Here is an 11,556-nt window from a genome sequence, read left to right on the forward strand (position 1 = left end):
CTGACCCATGGACCGTCTCGGTTACACCGCAATGACCGCCGCCAGCCGCACCATGAGCTCGCTCACGGTGCGTGCCAACAACCTGGCCAACGTCAACACCCCCGGCTTTCGTGCCGACCTGGAGCAAGCCCAAGCCGTCACCGTGGAAGGTTATGGCTACGACAGCCGCCACCTGGCGCGGGTGAAGAACAACGGCGTCAACCTGGCACCCGGCGCGCTGATGGCCACCGGCCGTGATCTCGACGTGGCGATCCAGGGCCGCGGCCTGTTCACCGTCGAAGGTGATGGAGGCGCCGAGCGCTACACGCGCAACGGCGCGCTGCAGGTCGATGCCGAGTTGCGCCTGACCCTGAACGGCCGCGCCGTGCTGGGCGAGGGCGGCCCCATCGTGCTGCCCGAGTACGACAGCCTGCACATCGGGCGCGACGGCACCGTATCGGTGATCCCGCGTGGCGATTTCGTCACCGCCGAGGTCGATCGCATCCGCGTGGTGGATGTCGATGCCGCCGACCTGAGCAAGGATGCCAGCGGTCTGCTGGCACGCACCGACGGCCAACCGGCCGAAGACATGGAAGCGCCGGTACTGGTCTCTGGTTACCTGGAGGCGAGCAACGTCGGCGCCATCGATCAACTGGTGGCGACCATGAGCCTGAACCGCCTGTTCGAGACCCAGGTAAAGATGATGAAGGCCGCCGAGGACCTGTCCGAAGCCGGCAACCGGATGATTCGCGGCAGTTGAGCATTCCGATTGTAGGGTGGGCTTCAGCCCACCATTGCCGAATGAACCAGGTGGGCTGAAGCCCACCCTACGGGTGACCGAACACGACGAGTAGCCCGGATGCAATCCGGGAACGATTTCCCCGGATTGCATCCGGGCTACCAGTACAAAGGAGACAGCACATGAGTTCCGCACTTTGGGTCAGCAAGACCGGCCTGGCCGCCCAGGACAAGGCCATGAGCGCCGTGGCCAATAACCTGGCCAACGTCAACACCAACGGCTTCAAGAGCGACCGTGTGGTGTTCGAGGACCTGTTCTACGCCATCGAGTTGCAACCAGGTGCGCAGGCCGATGAGGTCAATACCGTGCCGTCGGGCATTCAGCTCGGCAGCGGCGTACGCGTGGCCGGTACGCAGAAGGTGTTCACCGAAGGCAGCATCCAGACCACCGGCCAGCCGATGGACCTGGCCATTGTCGGCGCCGGCTTCTTCCAGGTAGAGGCGCCCAATGGCGACATCTACTACACCGAGAACGGCCAGCTGCAGCTCAATGCCGAAGGCATGATCGTCAACTCCCAGGGCTTGCCGTTGACACCGGCCATCGAAGTGCCGGCCGGCAGCAGCCGCTTCACCGTGGGCAGCGATGGCATCGTCACCGCCGTGCTGGCCGGCGACAGCCTGCCCTCGGAGCTGGGGCAGATCACCCTGGTCAACTTCACCAACCCGGGCGGTCTCGAAGCCCTCGGCGGCAACCTCTACCGCGAGACCGTGGCCAGCGGCGAGCCGGTCGAAGGCGTGCCGGGTGAAGAAGGCCTGGGCAATATCAAGCAGGGTGTGCTGGAAGGCTCCAACGTGCAGGTGGTCGAGGCCATGGTGGCGATGATCTCCATCCAGCGCGCCTACGAGGCCAACGCCAAGGTGCTCGACGCTGCGTCGGGCATGCAGCAGTTCCTCAACCAGACCGTGTGATTGCCATGAAGCGCCTGATCCCGCTCGCTCTGCTGCTGACCCTGGGTGGTTGCGCCAGCTTCAACGAGATGCTGCCCGACGAAGACTCGAGCCATTACGAACCCTTGCAACTGGACTACAGCGTGCCGCCGAGCACCGGTGGCGGGCTGTTTCGCAGTGGCTACAGCGGCTCGTTGATCGGCGACAAGCGTGCGGTGCGGGTCGGCGACATCCTCACCGTGGTGCTCGACGAGTCCACCCAGTCGAGCAAGAGCGCCGGTACCAGCTTTGGCAAGAGTTCGGGCGTATCCGTCGGTATTCCCACGGTGCTGGGCAAGACCTACGACCGCCTGGAAAGCTCCGCCGAAGCCGAGCGTGATTTCAATGGCTCGGCGCGCAGTTCGCAGCAAAACACCCTGCGCGGCTCCATCGCCGTGACCGTGCATCAGGTGCTGCCCAACGGCACGCTGCTGATCAAGGGCGAGAAGGCGCTGCGCTTGAACCAGGGCGATGAATACATCCGTCTGGTCGGCCTGGTGCGCATGGACGACATCAACCGCGCCAACCAGGTGTCCTCGCAGAACGTGGCTAACGCGCGCATCTCCTACGCCGGTCGCGGCGTGCTCAGTGACAGCAACTCGGCCGGTTGGCTGACGCGCTTCTTCACCAGCCCGCTGTTCCCGCTCTGAGGCCCGGATCATGATCAAACGCTCACTCGTCGCCCTGCTCCTGACCTGGCCGCTGTCGACCAAGGCCGTGCCGCTGATGGATCTGGTGGATATCGAAGGCATTCGCGGCAACCAGTTGATCGGCTATGGCCTGGTGGTCGGCCTGGATGGTACCGGTGACAAGAACCAGGTGCGCTTCACCAGCCAGTCGGTGGCGAACATGATCAAGCAGTTCGGCATCAACCTGCCGCCGAACGTCGACCCCAAGCTGAAGAACGTCGCGGCGGTGACCGTGACCGCGGAAATTCCGCCGTCCTACAGCCCGGGGCAGACCGTGGACATCACCGTCGCTTCGCTGGGCGATGCCAAGAGCCTGCGCGGCGGCCAACTGCTGCTGACCCCGCTGCAGGGGGTCGATGGCGAGACCTATGCCCTGGCCCAGGGCGCTGTCGTCGTTGGTGGCCTCAATGCCACCGGGCAGAGCGGCTCCAGCGTGGCGATCAACTCTGCCAACAGCGGTCGCGTGCCCAACGGCGCCACCGTCGAACGGATGATCCCCAGCGATTTCAGTACGCGTGACGAGGTCATGCTCAACCTGCGCCAGCCCAGTTTCCAGACTGCTGCCAAGGTGGTCGAGGCGGTCAATGGCCGCTTCGGCAGCGGCACCGCCAGTGCCCTGAACTCGACCAAGATTTCCATTCGCGCGCCAATCACCAGCACCCAGCGCATCGGCTTCATGGCCATGCTCGAAGGGCTGGAGGTGGAAGAGGGCCGCGAACGGCCGCGTGTGGTGTTCAACAGCCGTACCGGTACCGTGGTGGTTGGCCAGGGCGTGCGCGTCAAGGCCGCGGCGGTGGCTCACGGTACGCTGACCGTGACCATCAGCGAGAACCCCCAGGTCAGCCAGCCCAATGCCTTCTCCGGTGGCCAGACCGCCGTGGTGCCGCGCTCCGACGTCGCCGTCAGCCAAGACAAGAACGCCATGTTCAAGTGGCCCGATGGCGCCAGCCTGGACAGCATCATCAACACCGTGAACAGCCTCGGCGCCACCCCGGACGATGTCATGAGCATCCTCCAGGCGCTGGAACAGGCCGGTGCCCTCAACGCTGAACTGATCGTGATCTGAGCCATGAGCATCGTTTCCCTCGCCCAACACATGAACAGCCATCGCGGCAGCGCCGACGGCATCGGCACCGCCCGCGAGCAGCAGTTGCAGGCCGCCGCCGAGCAGTTCGAGGCGCTGTTCCTGCAGCAGATCCTCAAGCAGATGCGCAAGGCCAGCGACGTGCTCGCCGAAGGCAATCCGATGCGCAGCCGCGAGATGGACACCATGCGCGACTTCTACGACGAGGTGCTGGCTGAAACCCTGGCCGGGCGCAAGCAGACCGGCATCGCCGACATGCTGGTCAAGCAACTGTCCGGCGGTGGCGATAGCGCAGTGGATCTGCAAGCGGCCGCAGCCGCTGCCCGTTCGGCGGAGCTGCCGCAGCGTTCCTCCAGCAGTCTGCTGGAGCCGCTGCGCGCGACCTGGCAGCGTGGCGTCGACGGCCTGGGCAAGGTCTGGGACAAGAGCTCGGCGGGCTTTCTCGCTCTGGTCGATCGGGTCATCCAGCAGGAGTCGGCCGGTCGTGTCGACGCCGTATCGCCCAAGGGCGCGCGCGGCCTGATGCAGCTGATGCCGGACACCGCGCGGGAGATGGCAGCCGAGCTCGGCCTGCCATTCAACGAAGCCCGCCTGACCAGCGACGCCGACTACAACAAGCGTCTGGGCAGTGCCTACCTGGACAAGATGCTGCAGCGTTACGACGGTCATCAGGCGCTGGCGCTGGCCGCCTACAACGCAGGCCCCGGCCGCGTCGACGAGTGGCTCAAGGTCAATGGCGACCCGCGCAGTGGCGAGATCGCCACCGGTGCCTGGATCGAGCGCATCCCCTTCCAGGAAACCCGCGACTACACGCGCAAGATTCTCGGCGACCTGGCCAGCCGTGAAATACCGGTCAAGGACGACGTGCAGCAACAGACCTCGCTCAGCGCGCAGACCCGCCAGCAGCTGGCCAGTGCCCTGAGTGCCGACAGTGGTCTGCTGCTCGGTGCCGTCGCCGGCAAGCAGGTATTGGCGCGCGATGAATTTAAGTCCGCCGAGGATTCCGTCGCCCTGTCTTCAGTAACAGCCCAATTCGCTGCCGACGACGCCCGAGCGCCGCGTCTGGCGGCCTTCGCTCAGCCGATGCGCTTCGAGCGTCAGGAGTCCTAAGCCGTGAGCATCCTCAACCAGATCGCCTACAGCGGTGTGCGTGCCAGCCAGGTGGCCCTGGCCACTACCGGGCAGAACATCGCCAACGTCAATACGCCCGGTTTCAGCCGTCTGCAGACCATCACCGGGTCGCTGGCCGGGCAGGGCGGCCTGAGCGTCGGCGGCGGGGTCGAGGTGATCAGCATCCGCCGCATGACCAACGAATTCCACAACCAGCAGCTATGGCGCGCGACCACCGAGCAGAACTTCTACGGCGCCTCGCAGCAGTACCTGACCGCGCTGGAAGCGCTGATGTCCGGTACCGGTTCAAGCATCAGTGCCGGCCTCGACCAGTTCTTCGCGGCGCTCAGTGAAGCCAGCGCCACACCGGGCTCCATCGCCCTGCGTCAGCAGATCATCAGCGAGGCCGGTAACCTGGCGCAGCGCTTCAATGGCCTGAGCAGCAACATCGACGCGCAGGTCAAGGCACTGCAGGAGCAGCGCACCGCCATGGCCACCGAGATCAACGGCCTGACCGAGAACATTGCGCTGCTGAACAAGAAGATCGTCGAGACCGAGTCGGTCAAGGGTGACAGCACCGCACTGCGCGATCACCGTGAAAGCCTGATCGGCGAGCTCAGCCAGTTCGCCAAGCTGCGCGTCAACGAGACCCCGGACGGTTCGGTCAGCGTCGCCCTGGCCAACGGTCAGCCGCTGGTGGCCGGCCCCACCGCCGGCCAGCTCAAGGTGGCGATGACCGCCACGGGTGAGCAGGAAGTCAGCCTGGCCTTCGCCGGCACCAGCTTCCCCTTGCGTCAGGATGGTTTCGGCGGCGCGTTCGGCGGCCTTTACGATGTCGAGTACAACAGCCTGCGACCAAACCTGGAGGCCCTGCACGACATGGCCAGTCAGCTGGCGCAGATGGTCAACGACGTGCTGGCTACCGGCTTCGACCTCGATGGCAACCCCGGCCAGCCGCTGTTCGTCTACGACCCCACCAGTACCACCGCACTGCTGCGTATCGAGCCGCTGACCGCTGAACAGCTGGCGTTCTCCTCGGCGGCGGGGGAGACCGGCAACAACGAGGTGCTGCTGGACCTGCTCGGCCTGAAGAACCAGACCATCACCCTGGGTGGCAGCCAGGTCACCCTCAATGACGCCTATGCCGGCTTGCTTGGCCAGGTGGCCAGCGACAGTCGGCAGAACCAGGCCGACTTCAAGTCCGCCACCGCCGTGACCCAGCAGGCGCAATCGCAGCGCGACAGCGTCAGCGCCGTGAGCCTGGACGAGGAGGCGGTCAATCTGATGACCTACCAGCAGGCCTACCAGGCCAACATGAAGGTGATCAGCACCGCCAACCAGTTGTTCGACGACATGCTTGCCGCGTTCTGACGCGCTTTCCAGAGAGATTCAGCCATGATGCGCATCACCAACTCGCAGATCACTTCGCTGATGCACAACTCGATGAACACCAGTTCTGCCGAGTTGGGCAAGCTGATGCAGCAGATGGCCACCGGCAAGCGCATCCTGCTGCCGTCGGACGACCCCATTGCCAGCGTGCGGGTGCTGCGCGTGCAGCGTGAAGAGGCGAGCCTGGAGCAGTTTCGCAAGAACATCGCCAACGTCTCCGGCAGCCTGTCGACCCAGGAAGCCAACCTCAAGTCCACTTCCGATGCCATGCTCAACGTGCGCGATCTGCTGCTGTGGGCGGCCAACGGCTCCAACACCAGCGAAGACCTGGCCGCTATGGCCGGTGAGCTGTCGATCATCGAAGACACCATCGTCAGCTTCGCCAACGTGCGCGACGAAGAGGGCCGCTACCTGTTCTCCGGCACCCTGAGTGACACCCCGGCGCTGAGTTTCGATGCCGCGACCCAGACCTACAGCCTGACCGGCAACGACAAGCACCGTCAGGCTGCCGTGGCCAACGGCGTGCTGGTCGATGAGAACGTCACCGCGGCCAGCGTCTTCGGCGCAGGCGTGGGCATGCTCAACGAGCTGCGTGCCCTGATCAACACCCTGCAGGACCCGGCGCTGGACGCCACCGATCCGGCCGTACGCCAACAGATCACCGACACCCTCGGCGCCCTGGATGATGCGCATGGCCGCGTTCTCGGCTCGGTCACTGAACTGGGCGGCCGGCAGAATGCCCTGAGCCTGCTCAATGACAGCAACGAGGATGTGTCGCTGGTCAACCAGAAGATCGAAGGCGAGCTATCGCAGCTGGACTATGCTGGCGCCACCATTGCTCTGAACAACTACCAGCTGGCTCTTGGCGCGACGCAAAAGACCTACCTGAAGATCAATGAGATGTCGCTGTTCAGCCTGCTGTAAGGAGTGACATTGGTGATCAAGGTCGATACACAGCTCCCGGTCGTCACCGCGCTCGATCCGCAGGCGCGCCGTCCGGTGCAGGGCGAGCAGTCCCTGCAGCGCCAGCGCAAGCAGCTGCCCGCTGAGCCGGTGCCACCGCCGCGTGGCAAGAGTGCCACCTTCAACCTGCAGCTCAACCAGCAGTTGACCTCGATGCAGGCGGCCGACAGTTACCTCGGCGAACTGGCCGGGCGCCTCGGCCAGCTCAAGCTCAGTCTCAGTCGCGAGTTGAGCAATGCCCAGGCTGGGGAACGCGACGGCATCAAGCGTGAGCTGGAGCAGGTGCGCAAGCTGCTCGCCGAACGCAGCCAGCGCTCCGGCGAAACCCTGGATGCCAGCTTCAAGTTGCGTCTCAGCGAGCCGGTGCGCAGCCGCTTCAGTTTGCAGGGGTTGGACTCCATCGCCGCGGTGCAGCAGGCCGGCAAGGAAACTCTGCTGTTCAGCGCCGGACGCAAGCTGGCCGAGCCGCTGGCGGTGGTGCTCGACGAGGGTTTGAGCGAGCAGCAGATTCTCCGGCGTTTCAACGCCGGCCTGGGTCCGGCGGGCATCCGCGCTGAAGTCGATCACGGCGGGGCGCTCAAGTTCAGCGCCCGCGAGAGCGAATGGCAGCAGCTCAAGGGCGAACTGCGCGTGCAGGGCGAAGGCAAGCTGGCAAGCCAGGCTCAGGCGGTCGTGGTCAGTCACGAGGAGCAGATGTTGCGCCTGCCCGAGGCGGCGCGCCTCGATGGTGCCCGCGAGCTGCGCCGAGCACTGGACGAAGTGGTGGCGGCGCTGGACCGGATTGGCACGCTGCGTGAGCAACTCAGCCATCGTCAGGAAGAAATTCGCGACTTTCTCGCCCGTCATGCCGATCACAACGAGCGTGAGTGGGCCAAGGATTTTGCCGGTGAAGTGTTCAGCCTGATGCGGCGCAGCCCCAGCAGCTACGCGGCGGTGACTCAGACCGTGGTGGCCCAGGCCAATATCAGTCGTTCCAGCGTGGTCAGCCTGTTGTCCTGATGGTTTTCCTCTCCTCAGCCGTCGGTCGCCCTCCCCCTTTTTTTGGCGACTGACGGCTTTTTTAATTCGAGCGCGGCCGGCCGTCGAGCGCAGGCATGTTTGCTGCCGGGTTGTTGGCTTACTGGAAAAGGACATCCGAACCTGATGCCAGCCAGCTGATTTGACCATCGATCCGCTTTTTGACTGGTCGCACAGAATGATGGCGTTTTAACAGCTATCATCGCCCCCTCTCCGCAGGATGTGGGCCCGGCGCCCGTCATATCTGCCCTCTCGCATTCCAATAAAAACCCCGCATTCAAAGGGTTCAACCCGTTCCGGTGGCTTGTGCTTCCGGTGCATTGCCTTGTTCTCGAATTTTGGAGTACCGACGTGTTGAAGAAGTACCTGACTCTCCTCCTGCTCGCCTGTACCGCGCTGGTGAGCGTGCCCAGCCTGGCGCAGTTGAGCGATTCCGAAGCCATGAACATGACGGGCCTGCAGCGTTCGCTGACCCAGCGCATGGCCAAGAACTACCTCATGCTGGGTGCCGATGTGCGCGTGGATGCCGCCCAGCGTCAGCTGCAGGAAACCATCGAGCGTTTCGATGCCAGTCACAAGGCACTGACCGCTTACGCGCCGACTGCCGAGATCAAGGCCGCGCTGGCCAGGATCGATGGCACCTGGGCCTCCTACCGTCAGCAGCTGGAAGCCAAGCCGGAGCAGGCCAAGGCCGCCCAGATGCTCGCCACCAGTGAGGAACTGCTGCAGCAGACGCAGACCGTCAGTGACCTGATGGGCAAGCACCTGGGCGCCATGGGCGCATCGGTGCACCGCACCGGCTGGGCGCGCGTGCAGACCCAGCGCATTGCCATGCTCTACATGGCCAAGTCCTGGCAAGTGCAGGCACCGGATCTGGACGCCAAGCTGGACAAGGCCGTGAGCGACTTCGAAACCATCCTCAAGGAGCTGGAAGCCCGCGGTGCACCGAGCGAGGAAATTGCTGCGACCCAGCGTCGGGTTCGGGCGAACTGGGGCTTCACCCTCAAGGGTATCGACTTGCACGCCAGTCAGGGTTTCGTCGGTACTGCCATCACCATCAGCACCGATTCGTTGTTCCGCCATCTCAACGAACTGACCCGCCTGTACGCGGGCCTGCAGGCCAAAGAGGCCTGAGTGCCTGTCGACCTGCAACGGCGCCTTGTAGCGCTTGTTGCAGGTCGTTGGCAGAGGGCGGTCAGCGCCGGTTGACCGTCTGCGCCGCGCGCAGCACATCGCTGCCGATCTTGCCCTCATATTCCTGCCACAGCGGTTGCATCGCTGCACGCCAGGCCGCGCGTTGTTCGCTGTTGAGGCTGACGACCTGATTGCCGGCGGCGACCAGACGCTGGCGATCACGGGCATTGAGCGCTTCGGCCTCGAGATTCACCGCCATGGTGACCTCATCGATGATTGCCTCCAACTGCACCCGCACCTGATAGGGAATGCTGATCCAGAAGCTGGAGCTGCTCACCAGCATGTAGCTCAGCACGCCATGCTCGGTTTCAGTGACATAAGGCTGCAGCGCGCCAAGTTGCTGGCTGACGATATTGGACCAGGGATTCTCCGCTCCCTGTACCCGGCCGGCCTGCAGCGCTGCCTGGGTCTCTGCAAAAGGCAGGCGCAGGCTGCTGGCGCCGACGCGGGCGAACTGCTGTTCGAGAATCGCCGACGGCTGGATGCGGAAGGTCAGGCCGGCGGCATCGGCCGGGGTGTGCAGCGCACGGGTGGCCGAGAGCTGCTTCATGCCGTTGTTCCAGTAGGCCAGACCATAGATGTTGTGGCCGGCCATCGAGCGCAGCAGCTCGCGACTCTTCTCGCGCTTCTGGAAGCGCTTCACCGCCTCCAGGTCATCGAACAGAAACGGCAGGTCGAACACCTGCAACTGGGTGGTGTATTGCTCGAATTTCGACAGCGACGGTGCCAGCAGTTGCACCTTGTTGTCGCGCAGCGCCTGCAGTTCGTCGGCATCGCCGAACAGGCTGGAGTTGGGGTATACCTCGACCTTCACCTTGCCGGCCAGGCGCTCGTCCACCAATTGCTTGAACAGCAGGGCGCCTTTGCCCTTGGGAGTGTCCTCGGCCACCACGTGGGAAAACTTGATCAGGATCGGCTCGGCCAGTACCGGCGCGGAACACAGCAGAGCGGCGAAAGCCGCCGCCAGAGAGGTCTTGAACATCGACACACCTTTTTACGGAAAACGCAGAGCCGAGGCCGGCGCCGAGTGTGGCGGGCCTGGGTACGGATCGGGATGGCTTGCAAGATTCGACCTGACGAAGGACGTCGGCCTAGCCTCGTTGGGGACTACCGGGTCGATGCCCGGTTATTGTTGGCATGCTGCCCGTGACCGTGCAGTCAATGGCAGGGGGCGGCATTCTTGCGGATGGGGATTGCCGGCACAAGGCTGGTTTCATGAACCGGCGCGCATTCCGGGGAAGTTCCGCAGGTGGTCCGATCTGCGCATCCCTGCGTCCACCGGCTGGTGTATAAGGACAAGTCTTCCTCCCTTCATGCCAGGCCACCATGAGCGAAGCCGTAGAAAACGATAGCGCCGTCTACAAGACCCTGCTCGAGTCCACCCGGGCGATCCCTTGGAAGATCGACTGGAAGACCATGACCTTCGCCTACATCGGCCCGCAGATCGAGACGCTGCTGGGCTGGTCGCAGGCCAGCTGGGTCAGCGCCGAAGACTGGGCGACACGCATGCACCCGGACGACCGCGAGAAGGTGGTGCAATTCTGCGTCGCGCAATCGCAGAACGGCGTCGATCATGAGGCTGACTACCGTGCGCTGACCGCCGCTGGCGACTACGTGTGGATTCGCGACGTGGTGCACGTGGTGCGCGACGACAACGGCGAGGTGGATTCGCTGATCGGCTTCATGTTCGACATCAGCGAGCGCAAGAAGACTGAGGAACAGCTGCTGACCCTGCAGAAGCAGCTGGAGGAATACTCCTACAAGGACGGTCTCACCGGCGTCGCCAACCGGCGCATGTTCGACACGGTGCTGGCCAGCGAATGGGCCAATGCCCAGCGCACCCAGCAGCCGCTGTCGCTGATCCTGCTGGATATCGATCACTTCAAGCAGTTCAACGACCACTATGGCCATATCCAGGGCGACGATTGCCTGAAGAGTGTCGGCCAGGCGCTGAGCCGCGCGGCCAGCCGGCCACGGGATTTTGTCGGACGCTTCGGTGGCGAGGAGTTCGTGCTGGTGCTGCCGGAGACCGACGAGGCCGCTGCCCGCCATATCGCCGAGCGCTGCCGCCAGCAGGTACGCCAGCAGCGCATTGCCCACGAGCGCTCGTCGGTGTCGTCCCTGCTCACCATCAGCCTCGGTGTCGGCACCATTGTGCCGGGCGCCCACGACCGCCCGTTGGACTTCCTCAACAGCGTCGACAAGCTGCTCTACCAGGCCAAGCAACGCGGCCGTGATCGGCTGGAGGTAGCCAGGACGCCCGCGCGTTCGACGCTGGATGATCCCGCTGACGCCCGTGCTTGAGCAATCGTTAACCTGAGCGTAACGATAGCGCGAGCTGCTTGATTGATGACCCGAGGGTCACGCTCCTAATGTGCCTCCACGACAGCGGAACTCGTGGAGTCT

11 protein-coding genes are annotated in these 11,556 nt (G+C 64.3%); 10 read left to right on the forward strand and 1 reads right to left on the reverse strand.

Annotated elements, in window-relative coordinates:
• Positions 1-7: 7 nt before the first annotated feature.
• The 9 genes from BLS08_RS01945 (at position 8) to BLS08_RS01985 (ending at position 9,090) form a co-directional block, all read left to right on the forward strand.
• Positions 8-739, forward strand: coding sequence for a flagellar basal body rod protein FlgF (locus BLS08_RS01945; protein WP_017676469.1), 732 nt, complete (start codon positions 8-10; stop codon positions 737-739).
• 161 nt (positions 740-900) lie between these two features.
• Positions 901-1,686, forward strand: coding sequence for a flagellar basal-body rod protein FlgG (flgG, locus tag BLS08_RS01950; RefSeq protein WP_017676470.1), 786 nt, complete (start codon positions 901-903; stop codon positions 1,684-1,686).
• Between the two features lie 5 nt (positions 1,687-1,691).
• Complete coding sequence (gene flgH / locus BLS08_RS01955; RefSeq protein ID WP_017676471.1) at positions 1,692-2,354, forward strand: flagellar basal body L-ring protein FlgH; 663 nt, start codon at positions 1,692-1,694, stop codon at positions 2,352-2,354.
• A 10-nt stretch (positions 2,355-2,364) separates the two neighbouring features.
• Positions 2,365-3,459, forward strand: a complete 1,095-nt coding sequence (locus tag BLS08_RS01960) for a flagellar basal body P-ring protein FlgI (RefSeq protein ID WP_017676472.1) — start codon at positions 2,365-2,367, stop codon at positions 3,457-3,459.
• Between the two features lie 3 nt (positions 3,460-3,462).
• Positions 3,463-4,587 carry a lytic transglycosylase domain-containing protein gene (locus BLS08_RS01965; RefSeq protein WP_026088519.1) on the forward strand — a complete coding sequence of 375 codons (1,125 nt, stop codon included), beginning with the start codon at positions 3,463-3,465 and terminating at the stop codon, positions 4,585-4,587.
• 3 nt (positions 4,588-4,590) lie between these two features.
• Positions 4,591-5,958 (forward strand): flagellar hook-associated protein FlgK, encoded by a 1,368-nt coding sequence (gene flgK, locus BLS08_RS01970; protein WP_017676474.1) that lies wholly within the window; start codon positions 4,591-4,593, stop codon positions 5,956-5,958.
• Between the two features lie 27 nt (positions 5,959-5,985).
• On the forward strand, positions 5,986-6,900 hold the full coding sequence (gene flgL, locus BLS08_RS01975; RefSeq protein WP_026088520.1) for a flagellar hook-associated protein FlgL: 915 nt from the start codon (positions 5,986-5,988) through the stop codon (positions 6,898-6,900).
• A 9-nt stretch (positions 6,901-6,909) separates the two neighbouring features.
• Positions 6,910-7,938 (forward strand): hypothetical protein, encoded by a 1,029-nt coding sequence (locus BLS08_RS01980; RefSeq protein WP_017676476.1) that lies wholly within the window; start codon positions 6,910-6,912, stop codon positions 7,936-7,938.
• A gap of 369 nt (positions 7,939-8,307) precedes the next feature.
• On the forward strand, positions 8,308-9,090 hold the full coding sequence (locus BLS08_RS01985; protein ID WP_017676477.1) for a type IV pili methyl-accepting chemotaxis transducer N-terminal domain-containing protein: 783 nt from the start codon (positions 8,308-8,310) through the stop codon (positions 9,088-9,090).
• A gap of 61 nt (positions 9,091-9,151) precedes the next feature.
• Here BLS08_RS01985 and BLS08_RS01990 read toward each other — a convergent pair whose 3' ends face one another.
• On the reverse strand, positions 9,152-10,132 hold the full coding sequence (locus tag BLS08_RS01990) for a DctP family TRAP transporter solute-binding subunit (RefSeq protein ID WP_017676478.1): 981 nt from the start codon (positions 10,130-10,132) through the stop codon (positions 9,152-9,154).
• A 344-nt stretch (positions 10,133-10,476) separates the two neighbouring features.
• Between BLS08_RS01990 and BLS08_RS01995 the strand changes: the two genes are divergently transcribed.
• Positions 10,477-11,454, forward strand: a complete 978-nt coding sequence (locus BLS08_RS01995) for a sensor domain-containing diguanylate cyclase (RefSeq protein ID WP_017676479.1) — start codon at positions 10,477-10,479, stop codon at positions 11,452-11,454.
• The last annotated feature ends 102 nt before the right edge of the window (positions 11,455-11,556 follow it).

Origin of the sequence: Ectopseudomonas chengduensis (assembly GCF_900102635.1) — a bacterium.
GTDB lineage: Bacteria > Pseudomonadota > Gammaproteobacteria > Pseudomonadales > Pseudomonadaceae > Aquipseudomonas > Aquipseudomonas chengduensis.

What these genes read in the sequence shown, in the direction of transcription:
- flgH (WP_017676471.1), top strand. Translation starts at nt 1,692, where the DNA reads ATGAAGCGCCTGATCCCGCTCGCTCTGCTGCTGACCCTGGGTGGTTGC.
- BLS08_RS01945 (WP_017676469.1), top strand. Translation starts at nt 8, where the DNA reads ATGGACCGTCTCGGTTACACCGCAATGACCGCCGCCAGCCGCACCATG.
- BLS08_RS01965 (WP_026088519.1), top strand. Translation starts at nt 3,463, where the DNA reads ATGAGCATCGTTTCCCTCGCCCAACACATGAACAGCCATCGCGGCAGC.
- flgL (WP_026088520.1), top strand. Translation starts at nt 5,986, where the DNA reads ATGCGCATCACCAACTCGCAGATCACTTCGCTGATGCACAACTCGATG.
- BLS08_RS01960 (WP_017676472.1), top strand. Translation starts at nt 2,365, where the DNA reads ATGATCAAACGCTCACTCGTCGCCCTGCTCCTGACCTGGCCGCTGTCG.
- BLS08_RS01990 (WP_017676478.1), bottom strand. Translation starts at nt 10,132, where the DNA reads ATGTTCAAGACCTCTCTGGCGGCGGCTTTCGCCGCTCTGCTGTGTTCC.
- flgG (WP_017676470.1), top strand. Translation starts at nt 901, where the DNA reads ATGAGTTCCGCACTTTGGGTCAGCAAGACCGGCCTGGCCGCCCAGGAC.
- BLS08_RS01995 (WP_017676479.1), top strand. Translation starts at nt 10,477, where the DNA reads ATGAGCGAAGCCGTAGAAAACGATAGCGCCGTCTACAAGACCCTGCTC.